This window comes from Streptomyces diastatochromogenes (genome assembly GCF_002242805.1).
GTDB lineage: Bacteria > Actinomycetota > Actinomycetes > Streptomycetales > Streptomycetaceae > Streptomyces > Streptomyces diastatochromogenes.
Genome location: NZ_MCGQ01000010.1, coordinates 145,615 through 167,518, shown reverse-complemented (window position 1 = coordinate 167,518; position 21,904 = coordinate 145,615). Strand labels below are relative to the sequence as shown.

Here is a 21,904-nt window from a genome sequence, read left to right as displayed (position 1 = left end):
TGACCTGCGAATACGTCAGGTCCTCCCCCTTCTGACGTCTTTCCGATGACGCATCATGTGGAGTGCGTGGCGATTCTGGAGCCTGCTGCAAAGGGCTCCTGACTCCTGACCTGCGGCTGCGTTCAGCGCGGAAGCACCCAGCCCGGTGCCCAGGTCCCGGCGGTGTCGTGGCCGGGCGCTGTGGCGGCGAGGTGGGTGCGGAGGGTGGTCAGCGCCGGGTGGGGGTTGTCGCGGTGCCAGAGGAGTGAGTGCGGGTAGACGGGCGTGGGGTCGGTCACCGGGATGCGGCGCAGGCCGTGGTCGGCGGGCCAGACGAGGCGGGTGTGCTCGCCCATGAAGGTGGCCAGGGCCGGGGTGTCGGCGACGGTGTCGAGGAGCGCGTCGGAGCCGAAGTTGGGGCCGGTCGCCTCGATGGTGAGGCCGAACTCGGCCACCAGGTCGTCGTAGTAGGCGGCCCACTCGGTACCGGGGACGATCCCGGGCATCCAGATCCGGTGCCCGGCGAGCTGGTCGACGGTCACCGACCGGGCGCCCGCCAGCGCGTGGGCGGGGCCGGTGAGCAGTTGGAGCGGCTCGTCGAGTACCCGGACGGACTCGATGTCCTCGGGAAGGGGCCGGCCGGGCGCGGCGACGGCGCGGAAGGACGCGTCGATCGCGCCGGACCGGATGGCGGTGACGGCCGTCTCGATGTCGAGCAGCATCACCACGTCGAGGTCGATCTCGGGGTGCGCGCGGTGGAAGCCGCGCATCAGGCCCGCCGCCGCGCCGCGCGAGGCGATCACGTCGACGCGTAGCGGACGGCGGCCGGGGCGCACGGACGCGACCGCGCGCTCGGCGACGCGCAGCAGCTCGCGCGCGTGGGGCAGGAACGCCTGCCCGTCGATGGTGAGTTCGGCGCCGCGCGCGGTGCGGGTGAACAGCCGCACGCCGAGGTTGCGCTCCAGCGTGGCGATGCGCTTGGAGACGGCCTGCTGGGTGACCGCCAGCTCGGCGGCAGCCTCCTGGAACTGACCCGCGTCGGCGGCGGCGACGAAGGTCCGGACGGTGTCGAGGTCCATGCCGACACCCTAGGGGTACAACCGATGGTTGTGGCCGGCTGCTCTGCGGTTGTTTGATCCCAGGGTATGGCGCTCGCTTTGATGCTTCTGATCGCGAATCGGTTGTACGAGCGAGTGGCGAGGGGTATCGGGAATGAGGAGCGGGCACCGGCTGGGACGGCAGTTCGGGTGGCTCTGGGGAGCGTACGGGACCAGTGCGCTCGGCACGTGGCTCGCCTTCGGCGCGTTCCCGCTGATCGCCGTCCGGGTGCTGCACGCCGGACCGGCCGAGGTCGCCGCGCTCTCCTCTGTGGGAGCCGCGGTGGGCGCGGCCGTGGCGGTGCCGCTCGGCCCGTGGGTGGAGTTCCGCCGCAAGCGGCCGGTGCTGATCGCGATGGACCTGGTGCGGTTCGCGGCGCTGCTGACGATCCCCGCCGCGTTCGCGCGCGGCGTGCTCACCTTCCTTCAGCTCCTGCTGGTCTCGGTCGTCGTCGCGGCGGCCGACATCACCTTCCGCGCCGCCTCCGGCGCGTACCTGAAAACGCTGCTGCCGGCCGAGGACCTGCTCGTCGCCAACGCCCGGTTCGAGTCCACGGCCTGGACGACCACGATCATCGGACCGCCGCTGGGCGGCGCGGCGATCGGGCTGCTCGGTCCGGTGGCGACGGTGGTGGCCGACGCGCTCAGCTACCTGCTCTCGGCCCTGGGCATCCGCGCGACGGGCGGGCACGAGCCGCGGCCCGAGCGCCGGGAGGCCGCGCGCATGCGGGCCCGGGACCTGCTCGACGGCTGGCGGTACATCCTCGCCGACTCGACGCTGCGTCCGCTGTTCTTCAACACCGCCTTGTTCAACGGCCTGGTGATGGCCACCCAGCCGCTGCTGGCCGTCCTGATGCTCGGCCGACTCGGGTTCGCACCGTGGCAGTACGGCCTCGCCTTCGCCGCGCCCTCGATCGGCGGGCTGCTCGGTTCGCGGCTGGCCCGGCCGCTCGTCATCCGGTTCGGACAGCACCAGGTCCTCGTCGCGGCCGGGGCGCTGCGCGCGCTCTGGCCCGTCGGCCTGGCCTTCCTGGGGCCGGGCACCGGAGGGCTGCTGCTGGTGATCGGCGTCGAACTCGGACTCATCTTCTGCTGCGGGGTCTTCAACCCCGTCTACACCACCTACCGCCTCGAACGCACCGCGACCGACCGGGTCGCCCGCACCCTGTCCGCCTGGGCGGTGACGACCAAGACCTCGACCGCGCTCCTGACGGCCGTCTGGGGCGTGCTGGGCGGCCTGCTCGGCCCGCGTACGGCCATCGGCCTGGCCGGCGTGCTCCTGCTGGCGACCCCGCTGCTGCTCCCCCGCCGCGCGGCAACGCATCTCTCCGAGCCGGAACCGGAACCGAACTGCGCTGCCGCTGGGCGGGGCGAAGGGTGACCGAGTACCAAGGCGATGGGCGCAGTAGCGCAGTAGTACGGACTCGGTGCGCAAGGTCTACGACTTGGCCTTGACCAGCCCGGCGTCGTACGCCGTGATCACGGCCTGGATGCGGTCGCGTGCCCCGATCTTGGCGAGGACGCGGCCGACGTGCTTCTTCACCGTGGACTCGGTGAGGACGAGGCGTTCGGCGATCTCCGTGTTCGTCCAGCCCTGGCCGATGGCGACCAGGACCTCGCGTTCGCGGTCGCTGAGGGTCCTCAGGCGGTGGTCCTCTGGGGTGGGGGCGTCGGCGGGTGCGAGGACCTGGTGGGCGTAGGCGTCCAGGAGGCGCCGGGTCAGGCGGGGGGCCACTACGGCGTCGCCGGTCGCGACCGCGTGGATGCCCGCGACGAGTTCTTCGGGGCGGGCGTCCTTGAGGAGGAAGCCGCTGGCGCCGGCGCGCAGACCTTCGTAGGCGTACTCGTCGAGGTCGAACGTGGTCACGATGAGGACGCGGGTGCGGCCGCCGGCGGCGATGATGCGGCGGGTGGCCTCGATGCCGTCCATGCCGGGCATGCGGATGTCCATGAGGACGACGTCGGGCCGTAGTTGCGCGGCCAGGCGGACGGCCTCGGCGCCGTGCTCGGCCTCGCCGACGGCATCCAGGCCGGGGGTGCCCTCGATGAGCATGCGGACGCCCATGCGCTGGAGCGGCTGGTCGTCGGCGATCAGCACGGTGGTCATGGCAGATGGTCTCCTGAAACCGACGGGGCGGGTGCGGAGGCCACGTCGAGCACGACGTCCACGAGCCAGCCGTGGCCGGTGTCGCGTGGTCCGATGATGACGGTGCCGCCGTACATGGCGGCCCGCTGGCGGATGCCGACGAGGCCGTGGCCGGGATCGTCGTTCCGTGTGCGCGGCTTCGCGCGCGGAGGTGTCCCGGGTGGTACGCCGGTGTCGGCGACCCGGATCCGCACCTCTCCCGCCTCGACGGCGATGGTGACCTCGGCGGACGCGCCGGTCCCCGCGTGCTTGAGCGCGTTGGTCAGCGATTCCTGGACGATGCGGTACACGGTGAGCTGCAGACCGCTGCTCAGTGTGCCGAGTTCGCCCACTGTCCGGTAGGTGACGGTCAGTCCCGCCGCGCGTACCCGCGCCACCAGGGGGTCAAGATCCGCGATGCCGGGCTGCGGGCTGAGCATCCGTTCGTCGTCCTGTTCCTCGCGCAGAACGCCCAGGACACGGCGGAGTTCGCTCATGGCCTGGCGGCCGGTGTCGCCGAGTACGCGCAGGGCCTCGGCGGACCGCTCACCCCGGTTGGTGGCGAGGGTCGCGGCGCCGTCGGCGACGCTGACCATGACGGAGAGGTTGTGGCCGACGATGTCGTGCATCTCGCGGGCGACCCGGGAGCGTTCGGCGGCGGCGGTGAGCCGGACGCGTTGGTCCTGCTCGATCTCCAGGCGTCTCGCGCGGTCCTCCAGAGCCTCCATGTACATCCCGCGGATCCGGAGGGTCAGGCCGATGGCGGCGGCCCCCGTCATGGTGCCCAGCAGGAAGAAGCTGCCGAGCAGCGGATGGTCGACCGGCACCAGGACGAAGACGGCCAGCAGCAGTTCGACGACGGTCAGCGCGACGGCCCAGCCCAGCACGCGCAGGGAACCGTTCCGGGCGAGGGTGTACAGGGCGATGAGCGCGCCGACACCGGCCGGCAGCCAGATGCCCAGGGACCACTGGGCGAGGGACACCAGCGCGATCACGAAGTACGTGACGGCAGGTGCCCTGCGGCGCCACCACAGCGGAAGGACAAGTGCGGCGACGAAGGCGAACAGGACGCCGGACGGCAGCTGGTCACGGGCGTCCTTGTCCCCGAACGGAGAGGTGCCGTTGCCCCAGAGCAGGTCGGGGAGGCTGATGGCGACGACGAGCAGTACCACCGCGGTGTCGAGCAGCCACGGATGCCGGCGGTCCAGCCGCTGCCGGCGGCTCTGGTCCCGCAGTAGACGGCCCAGGAGCGGGTGCGCCCAGGCGGCGTCGAACCCGGGGGACGGCGGGGCCGCCGTCCCCCGGGCGGCGTCCGCGGCGGCTGCCGCACGGTGCGGACTCATGGACACCATTGTGCTCGTGCCCAGGTCAGGCGTCGGTCTTGCGGAGCCGGTAGGCGGCCCCGGCGAGCGTCAGGGCCACCCAGCCGGCGAAGACCGCGAGTCCTGCCCCGGGGGAGAGGGCGTCCGAGGACTGGTGCAGGGCGTAGACGGCCGAGCCCGCGTTGCTGGGGAAGTAGGGACTGAGCGTGTCGTACCACGAGTCGGGCAGCAGCGAGGCGAGGCCGGGCAGGATGAGCAGGACTCCGACCAGGGCCGCGATGGCTCCGGCGGAGTTGCGCAGTAGCACGCCCAGGGCCACGCCGAAGACGGCGACCAGGCCGAGATAGAGGCCCGCGCCGGCCAGGCTGCGCAGTACGCCGTCGTCGCTCAGGGAGAGGGCGATCTTCTCGCCGTCCAGGCCCGGGCTGCCCAGCTGGAACGCGGCCAGCGCGCCGACGGTGGTGAGGACCAGGGCGATGGGCCCGATCACGGCGGCCTTCGACCACAGGACGGGCAGCCGGCGCGGAACCGCGGCGAGGGTGGAGCGGATCATGCCGGTGCTGTACTCACCCGCGGCCAGCAGCACCCCGAGCACGCCCACGGCCAACTGCGCGAAGGACACGCCGGTCAGCGCCAGGCTGACCGCGTCGCTGTCGCCGCCGCCGCTTCCCGGGCCGGGCGGCCCGCTGGTCGCGACGGCGTCGGGACTGTAGGTGTAGCTGGCGATCGCCCCGAAGAGGATCAGCAGGAACACGGCGACGCCCAGGGTGATCCAGCTGGAGCGCAGCGACCAGAACTTGCCCCACTCGGAGTGCAGGACCCGGGGGCCGGTCACCCTGTAGCGCGTGGCGGACGTCGTGGGCTCGGGCGCCGCTGACAGGTTGGAGCGCTTGCCGGGGCGCGGGCCGCGGCGGAGTGCGGTGGCGGGCATCAGGCGGCCTTTCGTTCGGTGTGGGCTTCGGTGTGGGCTTCGGTGTCGGCCGGAGCACTCTGGTACTCGACGACGTCGCGGGTGAGTTCCATGAACGCCGCCTCCAGGGAGACGGCCTGCGGGGTCAGCTCGTACAACGGCACCCCGTGCTGGGCGGCGATCGCCCCGATCTCCCGGGCGTCGCGCCCGGTGACCTGCAGTTCCTCGCCGGCGGAGGACGTGATCACGACGTCCGGGCCGGCCAGCAGCGAGCGCAGCCTCGTTGCCTCTACGGAGGCGACCTTCACGCCGCCGCCGCCGGCCTCCCGGGTGAAGTCGTCGACCGTCGTGTCGGCGAGCAGCCGGCCACGTCCGATGATCACCAGGTGGTCGGCGATCAGCGCCGTCTCGCTCATCAGGTGCGAGGAGAGCATCACGGCGCGGCCCTCGTCGGCCAGCCTCCGCAGGAGGGTGCGCACCCACAGCACGCCCTCGGGGTCGAGGCCGTTGACCGGTTCGTCGAGCATGATGATCGCCGGGTCGCCGAGGAGGGCCGAGGCGATACCGAGCCGCTGGCCCATGCCGAGCGAGAAGGCACCCACGCGCTTGTCCGCCACGCTGGTCAGTCCCGCCAGCTCGATGACCTCGTTCACTCGGCGTCGCGGAATGCCGTGGGTGCGTGCGAGTGCCATCAGGTGATTGAACGCGCTGCGCCCGGGATGGACGGACTTGGCCTCCAGCAGGGTGCCGATCTCCTGCAACGGTGCGACGTGCTTGGCGTAGGAACGGCCGCCCACGGTGACCGAGCCCTTGGTGGGGGAGTCCAGGCCGACGATCATGCGCATGGTCGTGGACTTGCCCGCGCCATTGGGGCCGAGGAAGCCGGTCACCTCACCGGGCTTGACGGTGAAGCTCAGGTTGTCGACGACGGTCTTGTCGCCGTAGCGCTTCGTCAGCTCGCGCGCTTCGATCATGGGGGTGGGCCTTTCCTGCCTCGAACTCGGCCGCGGATGCGTCGCGGTGTCTGCATTCGAAGCTAGGAGCGGGGCAGGCCTGGACTCTGGGACCGCGGGGGAATCTTCGGCGGGTCAGTGGTACTGGGGTACCAGCCGCGGGCCCGCCGGTGTCTCACCCGGCCCAAGGCGCACGGAGCAGATTCCGCGCACCTGGCGGCTCAGATGTTGCTCAGACCGCTTGCTCGGCGCTCCGCCGCGATGATCGGATCGGCACGTGTCCGAGCGGCACCGACCGTTCACCGCTGAGGGGGAGCATGTGGAACGTGATCGTCACAGTCGACCGGTAGGCGCTGCCCGCATCAACATCACGACAGCAGCCGCGTACGCCGTCGCCGGCATGGTCCATCTCGTTACGGCGGCGCTGTTCACCAGCAGCCTGTTGTTGATCGTTCTCGGGTTCCGCACCGTTGTTCAGCCCCTGGTGGGTCTGGTGCTGCTGGGCCTGGCTCTTGCACTGCGCCCACGCCCCGGACGGCTGAATCCTGACCTGCCCACGCTGCGGGAGGCAGATGCTCCGGCCCTGTTTCAACTGTTGAACGACATAGCGGACACGGGCGGAGTACGGCGCCCCGATACGGTCCAGTTCAGTCCGGAGTTCTCGATCACCGTTACCCACTACGGGTTTCTCCGGAAGAGCTGCCTTGTCCTCGGACTCCCGCTCTGGGCCGCTTACCCACCTCAGCAACGCATTGCCGCTGTGACCCATGCACTGGCTTACACAGCTCCTCACAACGTTCGTTCTCGCGCATTTGTCGCCACGGCCCTCGAGTCACTTACCGCCGGGTCGGAGACGATGCGAGCCAACGGCAATGCGTACATCACCTGGAATGCCAATGTTTATGCCTGGCGTGCGGACGATGTGGCAGACGGAGCACGGCGCTTCAACATCCGGGCCCGGACCAGCGAGTGGTTGCTGTGGATCCCAAGAGCGGCCACGGCCGCGACAGCGCGCTTGCTGCTCTGGCTCACGCTGCCGGCCACACAGAGTGCGCAGTTGGAGGCGGACGACGCGACTGCCCGTACGGCTTCCTCCGAGGCCGCTGTCGCCGCGCTGAACGACCGGCACCTTGCCCGCGCGATCTACCTGGAAGCGCATCGTCTGGTGATTGAGGCAAAAACACTTTCCAGAAACCGGTCCGCCACAACCCCCCAGTCGGACTTCTGGGAAAACGTCGCCCATCATGCGGAACGTCTACGCGAAGAACGAGGCAGTGGTCATTCCTCCGACCCCGACGCTCTCACTGATTCTTTCGATGCTTTGCGCAGGGCACGATTGACGAATACCCCGCAACACCGCGCAACGATCATCCTGAATGAGCCCAGCCTGACCCGTATCGCTGACGAACTCCGGCTACCCGAACAGGCAGTGCTGAGCAAGATGATGCGCGATGGCATCGCTGTGCCATGAGCCCATTGCGCTGCTGTCTCCTGGCTCGCCGGATGCCGACGCCTGCACCGCCGTTACGAACGCAAGGCCGACTAAGCTGTCGGGGTGAGCCCAACACTGGTACCACTCCTGCTGGCGGTCGGTGGTGGCCTTGTTCTGGGCCTGGTGGCACGACGGCTCGGCCAGGGTGGCAAGCACTTCACTCGCTCCCAACTACGGGTCTTCGCCGACGATTTGCGCCGTGAGCTCTACGTGCGGGCTACTGTCACGGGTGAGTGGATCGACGTCAGCGACTACCTGTCGCGGCAACCGTACTTCCCCGGAATCTGGTTTCTGCGAGTGCACAACATCCTCTACCGGGACGGGGTCACCCACGGACCGACTCCACGGGTCCTGGACGGCAAGGGGGCCCGCATTCGTCTTTCCGACAAGGCCGTTGATGAAGCGAGGGCGGAACGAATCGTGAGTGCAGCCGAGCAGCCTCGGACGGTGAACAACAACTACCAGGCCGGAGTGGTTCAGATCGGAGACCACAACCAGGCCCAGGACGTCACCACCCACTTCGGCACGGACCAGTCCGCGCTGCTGTCCCAGCTCATTGCCGCACTGGGCGCGGTGGCGCAGAACACCGAGCTTCAGCCGCAGCTCCAAGAGGCGGCCCGGCAGGCCGCAGATGACCTGCAGACGGCTGAACCCTCCCGTATCCCTGTCATCCTTGAGCGACTCAGAGGCATCGTGAGCGTCGCCGCGACCGGCTTCGAAGCGGTCCGCCCGATCCTGGACGCGATCGGCTCGGCGAGCTGAAGGGTCACGAGGCCAGGCCGGCCCACTCAGACGGGCGATGACGGGGACCCTCGGTACCAAGGACCGACCCCGACAAGCCCCGCCGGCCGCATGCGTACCCGGAGAGCCAAGCGACTCGATCAGGCCGATGTCGTCGACCGTGGCCGTCCGCGTGACCGTGGCTGTTCCCTCGGCGAGGAGGTCGTCAGCCTGTGTGTCCTGGTGCTCGGGTCGGGCCGGGACGCGCGCCGCTCAGCATGGCGGCGCGGTACTCCAACCGGATCGTGGTCGACCCCCGGGCCCTCACCGCCGTCCACGGAGACCTTGCCCGGGCCGGAACGGGCTTCCAGAACCTCACGGAACTCGGCGAGGTCCTCGTCGGCTCGGCGCCGGGCCGTGAACGGGACGACGAGATCACCGTCTGCAAGCTCATCGGCCTGGGCGTGCAGGACCTCGCGGCGGCCGAGGTCACGATGGACTGTCTCCTGGCCGTCGGCCCGCACCGCCGCCGGTCGCCCGCCTGCGCGACCGACCTCATGGCCGCTGATGGCTGCGCCTGCAGCCCCTGATGTGCCCCCATCAGGTGCTCTCCGGCCCCCTCGCCGCCTCCAGCGCGCTCGCCAGCTCCGCCAGTGTCGTGGCCTGGAATATCGTCCGCATCGGGATCGTGACGTCGAACTCCTTGCGGATTCTCCTGGCCAGGAGGGTGGCCAGGACCGAATGGCCGCCGAGTTGGAAGAAGTTGTCCTCGGGCCGGGCCTCCGGGATGCCGAGGATCTGCTGGACGAGGTCGTACAGGTCCGTGTCGGCGGAGGGGGCCGTTTCCGGCGCGGGCGGGTTGGCGGTGCCGGCGGTGCGGAGGGCCGTGCGGTCGACCTTGCCGTTGGGGGTGGTGGGAAAGCGGTCGAGGACGATGACGGTGTACGGCACCATGTGCTCGGGCAGCGACCTGGCCACGTACTGCCGTAACTCCGCGCCGGTGGTTTCCGCATCCGCCGACGTGGTCACGTAGCCGACGATCCGGGCGGTCGCGAGATCACCCTCCACCACGACACAGGCGAGGTCGACGGCGGGATGCGCGGCCAGGCGTGTCTCGATCTCTCCCAGCTCGATCCGGAAGCCGCGGAGCTTCACCTGGTCGTCCGCGCGGCCCGCGAAGAACAGCTCTCCGTCCGCGCGGCGCCAACCCCGGTCGCCCGAGCGGTACATCCGGCTGCCCGGCGGACCGGCGGGGTCGGCCACGAACCGCGTGGCGGTCAGCCCGGGCTGGTTCAGGTACCCGCGTGCCAGGCCCGGTCCTGCCAGGTACAGCTCGCCTTCGTCGCCGTGGCCGGTCTCCGCCAGCCGCTCGTCGAGGATGTGCACGGTGCTGCCGGGGAACGTCCGGCCGATGCTGATGTCGTCGGGTCCGGTGATCCGCCCGATGGAGATGCCGACGGTGACCTCGGTGGGGCCGTAGCCGTTCAGCAGGGACCTGCCCTCGGCCCAGGTCCGCACGAGGGACGGGGAGAGGGCGTCGCCGGTGGAGACGAGCGTCCCGCCGGGCAGTACGCCGTCCGCCTCGGTGACGCTGAGCGCCACCGGGGGCAGCGTGGCGTGCGTGACCTGGTTCTCGATCATCGTGTCCCGTAGCGGCTGGCCGGGCAGCAGGTCGTCGGCCGGTGCCAGCACGAGCGCCGCACCGGACAGCAGGGCCAGCGAGATGTCCCAGAAGGCGGCGTCGAAGCTGATCGACGCCCACTGCAGAACGCGGTCGCCCGGGCCCGCCCCGATCTGCTCGGCCTGGCTCGCCACCAGGCCGGTGACGCCGCTGTGCGTCACCGCGACGCCCTTGGGCCGGCCCGTCGAGCCCGAGGTGTAGACGACGTACATGAGGTGTTCGGCGCGCAGGGGGGCGAGGCGCTCCCGGTCGGACACGTCGTGGTCGGGGTGTGCCTCGCACTCCGTACGGAACGCGGGGTCGTCGAGGACGATCTCCGGCACGCTCTCGTCCCGCAGCGCGAGTTGCGTGTGCTCCGCTGCGCGGAGCAGCAGAACGGGCCGCGCGTCGGCCATCATGTGCGCCAGGCGTTCCACCGGATAGGCCGGATCGAGCGCGAGGTAGGCACCGCCCGCCTTGAGCACCGCGAGGAGCACCGTGATCAGGTCGGCGGACCGGGGCACGGAGACGGCGACCACCGAGTCCGGTCCCACGCCACGGGCGATCAGATACCTGGCGAGCCGGTTGGCCGCGGAGTTCAGCGCCGCGTAGCCGACGGCCTTGCCCTCGAACAGGACGGCGGTGTCGTCCCCCGCCTTGGCGGCGACGGCCTCGAAAAGCTGGGGGACGGTGTGCTTTGCATCGTCCATTTCGTTTCCATTCAGTAATGCATTGGAACGACGGCCATTTCTCCTGGCGTTCATGGCTCCTCATCATGATGGCCTGCCAGGGTGGTGAGCCTCTCCCTTGAATGAGAGGTGACAGATTCTGGCCTGCGGTCGGTTTCGCCGTGTTACCAAGGGGAGTCAACGCCCGGCGAGCGGAGGCCTCCACCCGTGATGAGTAATTCCCATTCCGCCTACTGCGGCTATCGTGATTACTTGGTTCTCGAAACGTTGCTCGACATTCAGAAGCCGATCACGGAACAGCATGACGAGTTGCTCTTCGTCGTCGTCCATCAGTCGCACGAGCTGTGGTTCAAGGAGTTGCTCCACGAACTGGACGCCCTCCAGGTGACGTTGAGCAAGGCGGACAGCGGCCCCGCCCTGCGGACGCTGCGCCGGGCCAGGGCGATCTTCCGGGCGCTGACGGCGCAGATCGACGTGCTGGAGACGATGACCTCCGAGCAATTCGACACGTTCCGCGACCAGTTGGTGGGCAGCGGCTTCTACTCGGCGCAGTTCCGTGAGATCGAGGTGGTGCTCGGCCGGCGTGACGGGACGGCGGCCGAGCACTTTCCCGAGAACAGCCCGGAGCGGGCGCGTATCAGGGCGAGGGCTGACGAGCCCACCCTCTTCGACGCCTTCCTCGCCTATCTCGACGCCAAGGGGTACGCACCCCACGACCTGCCCTCCGCATTGCACGGCCTGCACAGCGACGACGGCGTGGTGGAACAGATCTGCCAGGGCCTGGTCGATCTCGACCAGGCTTTTCAGGAATGGCAGTACCGGCATGTCGTTCTCGTCCAGCGGGTCATCGGCAACAAGATCGGTACGGGGGGCACTTCCGGTGCGGAGTTCCTTCGTAAAGCGATTTTCACGCCTTCTTTTCCCGCCTTGTGGCACATACGGCACGGCGAGAAGTAGGAGAAGGTGCGGGGCCCTCACCTCACCTCGCCGACGTCGCGGCGAGCGCACGCAGCGCCTTCTTGTCCACCTTCCCCATCGGGGTGCGCGGCAACTGGGCGAGCGGGACCAGCCGGTCGGGGATCTTGTACGTGGCCAGGCCGCAGCCCCGGAGGAACTCCTTCATCGCCGCCGGCCGGATCTCCGACCCGGTCAGCACGAGGAAGGCGTACGTCCGCTCGCCGAGCACGGTGTCCGGGACGCCGACCACGGCCGCGTCCTGGACGGACGGGTGGGTGCGCAGCTGTCGCTCCACCTCCTCCGCCGAGACCTTCTCACCGGCGCGGTTGATGACGTCCTTGATCCGTCCGACGATCGTGATGTTGCCTTCGGGGCTGCGCCGGACGAGGTCGCCCGTCCGGAAGAACCCGTCCGGCGTGAAGGAGCGGGTGTTCTCCTCGGGGGCCCGGTAGTACCCGCGGATCGTGTACGGGCCGCGGGCGATCATCTCGCCGGCCTCTCCCTCGGGCACCGGGTTCCCGGACTCGTCGACGATCAGGACCTCGTCGTCCTCCGTCATGGGCCGGCCGTCCGTGCCGGTGATCACGTCCTCGGGATCGTCGAACCTGGTGTGGGTCAGCAGGCCCTCGCTGATGCCGTACCAGCGCATGATCCGGCACCCGAGGACCTGTCCCGCCCGACTGGCGAGTGCGGGGTCGAGCGGGGCGCTGCCGACCTGGACGAGCAGGTGGGACAGATCGGGCTTCTGCCCGGAGTCGGCCCACAGCCGCAGCACGGAGGGCACGACCGTGGTCACGGTGACGTGCTCGCGGCGGATCAGCGGGAACACCTCGTCGGGCCGCACGCTCGACGTCAGGACCGCCTTGCCGCCCAGCAGGAGGCTCCCGAACACCCCCGGGCAGGCGAGCGCCGCCTGGTGCGCGACCGGATTGACGGCGAGGTAGGCCACCTCCTCGCCGACGTGCATCGCGTCCGCGGTGGCCCGCATGACGTGGGCGTAGTCGTCATGGGTGCGGGGGATCAGCTTCGGCAGTCCGGTGGTGCCTCCGGAGAGGAGGAAGAGCGCCGGATCGGACGGGTCGACGCGGGGCAGGGGGACGTTCTCGCTGCCCAGTGACTCCAGTGCGGTGAACTCCTGGGCGTCGCCGCTGACCAGCACATGCCGGACCGCGGGGATCTCCCGGGCGAGTGCGCGGTAGTCGAATCCGCCGAACTCGTCCTTCACGGCGTAGGCCACCGCACCGGAGTGGGCGCACAGGTGGGATATCTCGGACTTGCGGTGCCCGGGCAGCGCCAGGACCGGTATGGCTCCGGCCCGCAGCAGGGCGAAGACCAGGACGACGAACTCGGGGATGTTGGGCAGGTGGACGACCACCCGGTCGAGCGGTCTGATGCCCAGTTCGATCAGGCCGCCCGCCAGCCGGTCGGCCCGCCGGGACAGCTCCGCGTACGTCATCCCGCGCCCGTCGCAGACCACGGCCACCCGGTCGGCATGGCGCCGGCAGGAGTCGTACAGCAGGTCACCGAGCGGCCGGCCGAGCCAGATTCCCCTGCGGCGGTACTCCTCGGCGAGATGGTCGGGCCAGGGGACGAAACCGTCGAGCATGAGGCGTTCCCTTTCAGGAGGCGGACCGCGGACGGAAGGCGACGGGGAGACTGCCGTAGCCGTACAGGAAGTTGGAGTAGATGCGCTGCGGCTCCCCGTCCAGCTCGATGTCCCGTACGGACGTGACGAGCGCCCGCAGCAGCGCGCGCAGCTCGGCCCGGCCCAGCGCCGCGCCGACGCAGAAGTGCGGGCCGTGGCCGAAGGTGAGGTGCTTGTTGGGGCGGCGGGACAGGTCGAGGGCCCGGGGGGCGGAGAAGACCGTCTCGTCGTTGTTCGCCGAGGTGTTCCAGAACGTGACGATGTCACCGGCGCGCACCCGCTGCCCGCCGACGGAGAAGTCGCACAGCGCCGTGCGCCCGAAGTGCATGCCCGGCGTCGCCCACCGCAGCAGCTCCTCCACCGCGGTGTCGAGGTCGATCGTCCCCTCGCGCAGCCCGCGCCACTGGTCGGGGTACCGGGTGAAGGCCAGGACCGAGCTGATCGCGGTCATCCGCGACGACTCGTCCCCGCCCAGGAGCAGGCTGTAGCAGTTGAGCGCGATCTCCTCCGGGGTGAGCGGGCGGCCGTCGACCTCGGCGGTGGCGATCATGCTGATCACGTCGTCGCCCGGCTTCGACCGGCGCTCGAACGCCAGCTCCATCAGATAGAGCACGATCTCGTTGCGTGCCTCCAGGGCGTCCAGCCGGGCGCCTTCCTGATGCTCGGACGCCAGCGCCTCCTTGCTCCACAGGAGCAGCTGCTTGCGGTCCTGCGCGGGGATGGACAGCAGGTCGCAGATGGTGTTCATCGGGATGTGCTCGGCGACCTCGGCGGCGAAGTCGAAGGAGCCCAACTCCGAGACGGTGCTGATGAGTTCCTGCGCGCGCTCCTCGACCTTGCGCACCACTTCGCCCAGTACCCGGGGTGAGAAGGCGCGCAGCATCAGGTTGCGCAGATGCCGGTGCCAGGGCCGGTCCGAGACGGCGAGCATCTTCCCGCCCGCCGAGTCGCCCCCGCGCAGCAGGACGTCCAGGACGTTGCCGTGGGCGGAGCTGAGCCGCTTCCAGTCGCCGTAGCAGGACAGGACGTCGTCGTACCCCGCCACGACCCAGAAACCGGGCCGCTCCGCGGCGGACGGATGCCAGTACACGGGGCTCTCCTGGCGTACCCGGTGCCAGAACGCGTAGGGGTCGTTCCTGACGAAGGTGGCCGGGTCGGTGAGATCGAGCGACGGGCTCATCCGGGATCCTCCTTTTCCCCGCATCGTCATGCCCCGGCCCCACGGCGCCCCGGATGTCTTGCCGACATCTGTCGCGGATCCCGCGATTTCGTGCGCGGCGGAAAACATGGGACGGGACGGGGCAGCCGAGGGCCGAGGAGAGAGGCGGAGACGATGAGCCGGATACGGGAACGGGGCTGGGTGCGGTCTCTGACCACCGTCGAACGTCCCGAGCTTCGTGTGGTGTGCTTCCCGCACTCCGGGGGTTCGTCGACGGCCTTCGGCGAGTGGTCCACCGCGATGCCGCCCGGCGTTGAGCTGATGGCCGTCCAGTACCCCGGCCGCGGCGACCGGTTCGGGGAGCCGCTCGTGGACGACGTGGCCGCGATGGCCGGCCACGCGGCGGCGGACCTGCTGCGGCTTCCCCCGCGCGACTTCGTGCTCTTCGGGCACAGCCTGGGCGCGGTGGTGGCCTACGAGACCGCCCTGGTCCTGCGGGACGCGGGCGAGGAGCCGCGGAGTCTGTGCGTCTCCGCCTGCCAGCCGCCCGGAAGCGTGGAGGGCGGAGACCTCCACCTGGCACCCGACGACGAGTTCTGGTCGACGCTGGTGGGGCTCGGCGGTATCGAACCCGGCATCGCCGACCACGCCGAGCTGCGCGAACTCCTGCTGCCGACGCTGCGCTCGGACCTGCGGGCCCACGCGGAGTACCGGCCGCGCCCCGGGGCCAAGCCGCTGTCCTGCGCCGTGAGGTGCTACCACGGCGTGGGCGACCCGCTGGTGGACGAGACACGCCTGGGGGAGTGGGCGCAGGTCACCTCCGGCGAGTTCACGGTGCGCGCGCGGCCGGGCGGGCACTTCCACGTGACGACCGACCTGGCGGAACTGGTGGCGGACATCGTGAGCCAGGGCCGGCCATGAGCGGCGACTCGAAAAGGATCACCGTGATCCCCGGTGACGGCATCGGGCCGGAGGTGATCGAACCCGCGCTGGCCGTTCTCGACGTCCTCGCACTCGGTGTACGGCTGGACGTCCTCGACCAGGTGAACGCCGAGACGTACCTGAGCACCGGAAGCGCCCTGTCCCCCGCCGATCTCGACCGGATCCGGACCAGCGAGGCGACGCTGCTCGGCGCGGTCGGCGACCCTCGGCTGGGCGACACCGCGTACGTGCGGAGCGTGCTGACCACACTGCGCTCCGAGCTGGACCTGTACGCCAACTACCGGCCCGTACGGCTGTGGCACGACCGGCTCAGCCCCCTGCGCGACGACACGCGACGGGCCATCGACTGCGTGATCGTCCGGGAGAACACCGAAGGGCTGTACAGCGGTGTCGGCGGCAGCACGCGCACGGGGTCCCCGCAGGAGATCGCCATCGACGTGGACCTCAACACCCACCACGGTGTGTCGCGCATCCTGGACTTCGCCTTCTCCGTGGCACGACGGTCGGTGTGCGTGGTGGACAAGGCCAACGCCGTGCGCAACGGCGGGCAGTTGTGGCAGCGCTGCTGGCACGAGGCGGTCGAACGGCACCCGCAGTTCGACACCTCACATCTCTACGTGGACGCCGCCGCGATGAAGCTGGTGACCGACCCGACCGCGTTCGACGTCATCGTCACGAACAACTCGTACGGCGACATCCTGAGCGATCTCACCGCCGCCCTCGCCGGCGGCCTCGGCGTCGCCGCGTCGGCCAATCTCAACCCCGCAACCCGGCAGGGGCTCTTCGAGCCGGTGCACGGCAGCGCGCCCGACATCGCGGGAACCGGGATCGCCAACCCGTTCGCCGCCATTCTCTCCGCGGCCCTGCTGATCGAACACCTGGGCCACGCCGAGGAGGCCGACGCCGTGCGCCGGGCGGTCGCGGCCGCCGTCGAGGCCGGAAGAGTCACCCCCGACCTCGGCGGGTCCCTGAGCACGAAGGAGGTGGGCGCTGTGGTGCTGGCCGAACTGCGGCAGCCGAACGCGGGCCGGACGAGGGGACGGCGATGCCATGCGGGGGCCTAGCGAAGGCCGCGCCGAGCGGAATCCCGGGATCGTCGTCGTCGGGGGCGGCCTGGTCGGGGTGGTCACGGCCATGTATCTCGCCCGCCGCTTCGGGCCGGTCACGATTCTGGAGAAGCGGTCGGACCCGCGCCGCGGTGGCCGCGGACAGGGACGGTCCCTCACGGTGATGCTGTCCGCACGCGGCTGGCGTGTCCTGTCCGACCTGGGCCTCGAGCAGACGGTGCGCGAGATCTGCGTCCCCCTGCACGGACGCTGCGCACACCTGCCCGACGGCAGCTCCCACGTCACCCCGTACAGCAGGGACGGGCAGCCGATCTGGTCGGTGGAGCGCGAGCGGCTGCACCACATGCTGCTGGACGCCGCCGAGGCGACTCCCGGCATACGCGTCCGCTTCGAGCAGCGGGTGCGCTCCGTGGACCTGGACGAACCGGCCGTGCTCGTGGAAGACGGTGCCGGCACACAGCGGTTGACCTGCCGTCGCGTCCTCGGCTGCGACGGCGCGCACTCCACCGCCCGGGCCGCCCTCGCCGCGCGCACCGCACCGGCGGAGGTACGCAATCTCGAGCTGGCCTATCAGGAGATCGACGTGCCGGGCGGCTGGCTCGACAGCCGGACCATGCACTACTGGCCGACCGGAGACGCACTGTTCGCCGCGTTCCCCATGCCGTCGGGGGAGTACTCCGGCTCCCTGTTCATGCGTCGCGAAGGACCGGCGCCCTCCTACGCCACGGCCGACGGCGGCCAGGACCTGTACGAGGTGTTCGCCGACCGCTTTCCCGAACCTACGGCCGCCGTCCCGGACATCGCCGAACAGCTCGCCACCAAGTCCGTCTCCACCCTCACGGTCGTACGCTGCGACCGATGGGTCTGGCGGGACACGTTCGCGCTGCTCGGGGACGCCTGTCACGCGATGGCCCCCTTCATGGGGCACGGCATGAACTGCGGCTTCGAGGACGCCCGTACGCTCGTCGACTGCCTCGACGCCACCGAGGACTGGACGGCGGCCCTGGCCGCCTACGAGAAGTCACGGATCGAGGACGCCCACGCCATCTCCCACCTCTCCTACCAGCACTACCACATCATGGCCAACCCGCCGCAGGACGAGACCGCACACGACAGGGGAGTCCTGCGCAAGCGTCTCGTCGACCTCTTCCCGGACCGCTTCGTGCCCCTGTACGAGCAGTGCGCCTTCACGGAGGAGAGCTACGCCTCGGTCCTGAGGAACGACCAGCGCCTGGACCGACTCGTGGAGAGCCTGCTCAGCCGGCACGGCACGGAGCTGGTCACGGCGTCCGACAGCCGGCTGCGCGCCTGCCTGCCCCTCGACCCGAACACAGTCACCCTGGAGGACTCCGGATGTTCGTGATCCTGTTCAAGTCGCGCCTCACCGATCAGGCGGGCGAGGACTACTACGCCACCGAGGACGAGATGCGGCAGCGGGTCCGTGCCATCGCCGGGGACGATCTGGTGGACGTCCAGCACTACACGGGCGAGGACGGTGAGCGCCTCGCGGTCGTGCTGTGGCGCAACGCGGAGACCCTGGAGAAGTGGCGTGCCGACCCCGAGCACTTGGTGGCGCAGCGGCTGGGCCGGGAACGGTGGTACTCCTCCTACGAGTTGATGGTTGCCGAGGTGCTGCGCACCAGCTCGCACACGGCCACGGAGAAGCCGTCGGAGGAGTCGTAGCAGGACGCTACGCCGTGCGGCCGGTCCGTGGACCGGCCGCACGACGACGTGGTCAGGGGCGGACGGCGCTCAGGATCAGCGAGGCGTGGATGGCCTCGGCGGCCGTGGCACCCGCCGCGGCCGCCGAGGTGAACGACTGCTTCCACCGGGAGGCCAGGTCCCCGGCCGCGTACAGGCCCGGGACGTTGGTGCACTGCATGTCGTCGACGGTCAGGTAGCCCTCGTCGTCGGCCGTCAGTTTCAGCTCGTCGATGGCTCGGGCGACGACAGGCTGCTGCCGCTGCGCCGGCGTCCACACCAGCGTCTCCCGCTCCAGGACGCGGCCGTCGTCGAACTCGACCGCGTACAGCGCCCCTTGACGGTGGTGCAGGCGGCTGATCGTCCCCGTGACGACGTCACCGCCCATGCTCCGGGCAGCGGTGCGAGCGCCCTCGACGCCCGGCATCGACTCGCGGCAGATCGCGACCGTGTCGCTGCTCCACGCACGGAACGCCACAGCCGAGAACATGGCGAGTTCCGCGTTGTCCACGACGACGCCCCACCGCCGGTCGGCGTTCTCCTCGCCGAGGCAGAACGGGCAGTGGATCACGCTCTGGCCCCAGCAGGCCGAGAACCCCTCCACGTCCGCCGGATGGATGTCGACGACACCGGTGGCGAGCAGGACGGTCGAAGCCTCGACGGTGTCCCCGCTGTCGAGACCGACCTGGAAGCGGCCGCCGTCCGTGGTGCGCACGCCGTCGGCATCGGCTTCCACCAGCTCCACGGTGGCGTACCGGGAGAGTTCCTTCCACGCGCGCGAGCGGATCTCGGCGGGCGTGGCGCCGTCCAGCCCGACATGCCCGTGGACGCCTCCCGACGCGCTGTTGCGCGGTGCGCGCCGGCTGTCCACGAGGATCACGCGCTGGCGGTACCTGGCCAGGGCGAGCGCCGCCGTGAGCCCGGCGGGGCCGGCCCCCACGATGACCGTCTCGGTTTCGGTGTGCGCGGACAGGGGGGTGTTCGCAGACATGGGTCGGTACCTTCCGTCGAGAACTTGGCCGGGCCCCGTCCCGGTTCTGCCGGGACGGGGCCGCACAAGGCGAGGGGCTGCTCAGCCGCCGACGTAGGCCGCGAGGTGCTCGCCGGTGAGGGTCGAGCGGGCCGCGACCAGGTCGGCCGGGGTGCCCTCGAAGACGATCCGGCCGCCGTCGTGGCCGGCGCCGGGGCCGAGGTCGACGATCCAGTCGGCGTGCGCCATGACGGCCTGGTGGTGCTCCACGACGATGACCGACTTGCCGGAGTCCACGAGCCGGTCGAGCAGGGCGAGGAGCTGCTCGACGTCGGCGAGGTGCAGGCCGCTGGTCGGCTCGTCCAGGATGTAGACGCTGCCCGCACCGGCCATGTTGGTGGCCAGCTTGAGGCGTTGCCGCTCGCCGCCGGACAGGGTGGTGAGCGGCTGGCCGAGGCTGAGGTAGCCCAGCCCGACGTCGTTGAGCCGGTCGAGGACGGTGTGCGCGGCCGGGGTGCGCGCCTCACCGGTGCGGAAGAACTCCTCGGCCTCGATCACCGGCATCGCGAACACCTCGCTGATGTCCCGGCCGCCGAGGCGGTACCTCAGCACCGACTCCTGGAACCGCTTCCCCTCGCACTCCTCGCAGGTGGTGGCGACGCCGGCCATGATCGCCAGGTCGGTGTAGATGACGCCGGCGCCCTTGCAGGTGGGGCAGGCGCCCTCGGAGTTGGGGCTGAACAGCGCCGGCTTGACGCCGTTGGCCTTCGCGAACGCCTTGCGGATCGGTTCGAGCATGCCGGTGAAGGTCGCCGGGTTGCTGCGCCGGGAACCCTTGATGGGCGCCTGGTCCACCGTCACCACACCGTCCCGGCCGGCCACCGAGCCGTGGATCAGGGAGCTCTTGCCGGAGCCCGCGACCCCGGTGACCACGGTGAGCACGCCGAGCGGGATGTCCACGTCGACGCCCTGCAGATTGTGGGTCGCCGCGCCACGCACCTCCAGCACACCGGACGGCTTGCGCACCGACGGCTTCACCGAGGCCCGGTCGTCCAGGTGCCGTCCGGTGATCGTGCCGCTGCCCCGCAGCGCCTCCACCGTGCCCTCGAAGACCACCTCGCCGCCGGCCGTGCCGGCCTTCGGCCCGATGTCGACCACGTGGTCGGCGATCAGGATCGTCTCCGGCTTGTGCTCCACCACCAGCACGGTGTTGCCCTTGTCGCGCAGCCGCACCAGCAGGTCGTTCATCCGCTGGATGTCGTGCGGATGCAGGCCGACCGTGGGCTCGTCGAAGACGTAGGTGACGTCGGTGAGCGCGGAGCCGAGATGGCGGACCATCTTGACGCGCTGGGCCTCACCGCCCGAGAGCGTGCCCGACGCCCGTTCCAGCGAGAGATAGCCGAGGCCGATCGAGACGAACGAGCTGAGGGTCTCGTCGAGAACCTTCACCAGCGTCGCGACCGACGGGTCGTCGAGGGCGCGGATCCATGCGGCCAGGTCGCTGATCTGCATCGCGCAGGCGTCGGCGATGCTGACACCGTCGATCTTCGAGGACCGGGTCAGCGCGCTGAGCCGGGTGCCGTCGCACTCGGGACAGACGGAGAACGTCACCGCCCGCTCCACGAAGGCCCGGATGTGCGGCTGCAGCGACTCCTTGTCCTTGGACAGGAACGACTTCTGGACCCGGGCGAGCAGGCCCTCGTAGGTGGTGTTGATCCCCTTCACCTTGACCTTGACCGGGTCCCGGTGCAGGAAGTCGTCCCGCTCCTGGCCGGTGTAGTCGCGGATCGGCTTGTGCGGGTCGAGGAACCCGGACTCGGTGAACGACTGCACCACCCAGCCGTCGGGCTTCCAGCCGGGGACGGTGATCGCGCCGTCGGCGAGCGACTTGGAGTCGTCGTAGAGCTGGGTCGGATCGATGTCGGTGACGGAGCCCATGCCCTCGCAGCGCAGACACATGCCGCCGACGACGCTGAAGCCCTTCTCGATCTTCTTGCCGTTCACCACCAGCGTGCCCGACGCGTCGGCCGTGGCCACGTTGAAGGCGAACGCCTTCTGCGAGCCGATGTACGGCTTGGCGAGCCGGCTGAACAGGATGCGCAGCAACGCGCCCGCGTCGGTGGCGGTGCCGACCGTGGAGCGGGGGCTGGTGCCCATCGGCTGCTGGTCGACGATGATCGCGGTCGTCAGCCCGTCGAGGATGTCGACCTCGGGGCGCGCCAGTGTCGGCATGAAGCCCTGGATGAAGGCGCTGTAGGTCTCGTTGATCAGCCGCTGCGACTCGGCGGCGATGGTGTCGAACACCAGCGAGCTCTTGCCCGAGCCGGAGACTCCGGTGAACACCGTCAGCCGGCGCTTCGGGATCTCGACGTCGACGTTCTTGAGGTTGTTCTCACGCGCACCGTGCACGCGGATCAGATCGTGACTGTCGGCAGCGTGCAGCGCAGACGACTCTAAGTCCGTCCTCGTGCCGGGGGTCATGGTGTGCCTCCCATGTGTTCGTGAAGTTACCGCAC

19 protein-coding genes are annotated in these 21,904 nt (G+C 70.2%); 9 read left to right on the top strand and 10 right to left on the bottom strand.

The window, feature by feature from the left end; translation table 11 throughout:
- Window positions 1-122: 122 nt before the first annotated feature.
- Window positions 123-1,058 carry a LysR family transcriptional regulator gene (locus BEK98_RS11555; protein ID WP_094216366.1) on the bottom strand — a complete coding sequence of 312 codons (936 nt, stop codon included), beginning with the start codon at window positions 1,056-1,058 and terminating at the stop codon, window positions 123-125.
- A gap of 133 nt (window positions 1,059-1,191) precedes the next feature.
- Here BEK98_RS11555 and BEK98_RS11550 point away from each other — a divergent pair, with 133 nt between their 5' ends.
- Window positions 1,192-2,457 carry an MFS transporter gene (locus BEK98_RS11550; RefSeq protein WP_094216365.1) on the top strand — a complete coding sequence of 422 codons (1,266 nt, stop codon included), beginning with the start codon at window positions 1,192-1,194 and terminating at the stop codon, window positions 2,455-2,457.
- A 57-nt stretch (window positions 2,458-2,514) separates the two neighbouring features.
- Here BEK98_RS11550 and BEK98_RS11545 read toward each other — a convergent pair whose 3' ends face one another.
- Genes BEK98_RS11545 through BEK98_RS11530 form a run of 4 tightly spaced genes read right to left on the bottom strand, consistent with a single transcriptional unit; the run spans window position 2,515 to window position 6,407 of the window.
- Window positions 2,515-3,183, bottom strand: coding sequence for a response regulator (locus tag BEK98_RS11545; RefSeq protein WP_094216364.1), 669 nt, complete (start codon window positions 3,181-3,183; stop codon window positions 2,515-2,517).
- Entirely contained in the window at window positions 3,180-4,544 is a 1,365-nt protein-coding gene (locus BEK98_RS11540) for a sensor histidine kinase (RefSeq protein WP_094216523.1), read from the bottom strand. Before BEK98_RS11540 ends, BEK98_RS11545 begins: the two co-directional genes overlap by 4 nt.
- 25 nt (window positions 4,545-4,569) lie before the next feature.
- On the bottom strand, window positions 4,570-5,454 hold the full coding sequence (locus BEK98_RS11535; RefSeq protein WP_094216363.1) for an ABC-2 transporter permease: 885 nt from the start codon (window positions 5,452-5,454) through the stop codon (window positions 4,570-4,572).
- A complete protein-coding gene (locus BEK98_RS11530) occupies window positions 5,454-6,407 on the bottom strand; it encodes an ABC transporter ATP-binding protein (protein ID WP_094216362.1) in 954 nt (317 codons plus the stop codon). The genes BEK98_RS11535 and BEK98_RS11530 overlap by 1 nt, the downstream gene beginning before the upstream one ends.
- A gap of 256 nt (window positions 6,408-6,663) precedes the next feature.
- Here BEK98_RS11530 and BEK98_RS48535 point away from each other — a divergent pair, with 256 nt between their 5' ends.
- The 3 genes from BEK98_RS48535 (at window position 6,664) to BEK98_RS11515 (ending at window position 9,188) form a co-directional block, all read left to right on the top strand.
- A complete protein-coding gene (locus BEK98_RS48535; RefSeq protein WP_143684106.1) occupies window positions 6,664-7,857 on the top strand; it encodes a M48 family metallopeptidase in 1,194 nt (397 codons plus the stop codon).
- A gap of 84 nt (window positions 7,858-7,941) precedes the next feature.
- Entirely contained in the window at window positions 7,942-8,640 is a 699-nt protein-coding gene (locus tag BEK98_RS11520; protein WP_143684105.1) for a hypothetical protein, read from the top strand.
- 191 nt (window positions 8,641-8,831) lie between these two features.
- Window positions 8,832-9,188 (top strand): hypothetical protein, encoded by a 357-nt coding sequence (locus tag BEK98_RS11515; protein ID WP_279635460.1) that lies wholly within the window; start codon window positions 8,832-8,834, stop codon window positions 9,186-9,188.
- Window positions 9,189-9,198: 10 nt separating this feature from the next.
- Here BEK98_RS11515 and BEK98_RS11510 read toward each other — a convergent pair whose 3' ends face one another.
- Entirely contained in the window at window positions 9,199-10,968 is a 1,770-nt protein-coding gene (locus tag BEK98_RS11510; protein WP_094216358.1) for a non-ribosomal peptide synthetase, read from the bottom strand.
- A 189-nt stretch (window positions 10,969-11,157) separates the two neighbouring features.
- Between BEK98_RS11510 and BEK98_RS11505 the strand changes: the two genes are divergently transcribed.
- On the top strand, window positions 11,158-11,904 hold the full coding sequence (locus BEK98_RS11505) for a tryptophan 2,3-dioxygenase (protein ID WP_094216522.1): 747 nt from the start codon (window positions 11,158-11,160) through the stop codon (window positions 11,902-11,904).
- A gap of 22 nt (window positions 11,905-11,926) precedes the next feature.
- On the opposite strand, the gene BEK98_RS11500 is transcribed toward BEK98_RS11505, so the two are convergent.
- Both BEK98_RS11500 and BEK98_RS11495 read right to left on the bottom strand, forming a co-directional pair.
- The gene (locus BEK98_RS11500) at window positions 11,927-13,510 is read right to left on the bottom strand and encodes a (2,3-dihydroxybenzoyl)adenylate synthase (protein WP_094216357.1); all 1,584 of its coding nucleotides are present in this window, start codon (window positions 13,508-13,510) and stop codon (window positions 11,927-11,929) included.
- A gap of 13 nt (window positions 13,511-13,523) precedes the next feature.
- Window positions 13,524-14,729: a cytochrome P450 gene (locus tag BEK98_RS11495; protein WP_094216356.1), complete on the bottom strand. Its 1,206-nt coding sequence runs from the start codon at window positions 14,727-14,729 to the stop codon at window positions 13,524-13,526.
- Between the two features lie 153 nt (window positions 14,730-14,882).
- On the opposite strand from BEK98_RS11495, the gene BEK98_RS11490 reads away from it, so the two are divergent.
- Genes BEK98_RS11490 through BEK98_RS11475 form a run of 4 tightly spaced genes read left to right on the top strand, consistent with a single transcriptional unit; the run spans window position 14,883 to window position 18,400 of the window.
- On the top strand, window positions 14,883-15,629 hold the full coding sequence (locus tag BEK98_RS11490; protein ID WP_094216355.1) for a thioesterase II family protein: 747 nt from the start codon (window positions 14,883-14,885) through the stop codon (window positions 15,627-15,629).
- Window positions 15,626-16,714 (top strand): isocitrate/isopropylmalate dehydrogenase family protein, encoded by a 1,089-nt coding sequence (locus BEK98_RS11485; protein ID WP_094216354.1) that lies wholly within the window; start codon window positions 15,626-15,628, stop codon window positions 16,712-16,714. The genes BEK98_RS11490 and BEK98_RS11485 overlap by 4 nt, the downstream gene beginning before the upstream one ends.
- Window positions 16,701-18,080, top strand: a complete 1,380-nt coding sequence (locus BEK98_RS11480) for an FAD-dependent oxidoreductase (RefSeq protein ID WP_094216353.1) — start codon at window positions 16,701-16,703, stop codon at window positions 18,078-18,080. The genes BEK98_RS11485 and BEK98_RS11480 overlap by 14 nt, the downstream gene beginning before the upstream one ends.
- Entirely contained in the window at window positions 18,071-18,400 is a 330-nt protein-coding gene (locus BEK98_RS11475) for an antibiotic biosynthesis monooxygenase family protein (protein ID WP_094216352.1), read from the top strand. Before BEK98_RS11480 ends, BEK98_RS11475 begins: the two co-directional genes overlap by 10 nt.
- A 52-nt stretch (window positions 18,401-18,452) precedes the next feature.
- On the opposite strand, the gene BEK98_RS11470 is transcribed toward BEK98_RS11475, so the two are convergent.
- Together BEK98_RS11470 and BEK98_RS11465 are read right to left on the bottom strand one after the other, a co-directional pair.
- Complete coding sequence (locus tag BEK98_RS11470) at window positions 18,453-19,409, bottom strand: FAD-dependent oxidoreductase (RefSeq protein WP_094216351.1); 957 nt, start codon at window positions 19,407-19,409, stop codon at window positions 18,453-18,455.
- 81 nt (window positions 19,410-19,490) lie between these two features.
- On the bottom strand, window positions 19,491-21,869 hold the full coding sequence (locus BEK98_RS11465; RefSeq protein ID WP_094216350.1) for an ATP-binding cassette domain-containing protein: 2,379 nt from the start codon (window positions 21,867-21,869) through the stop codon (window positions 19,491-19,493).
- Window positions 21,870-21,904: the final 35 nt, after the last annotated feature.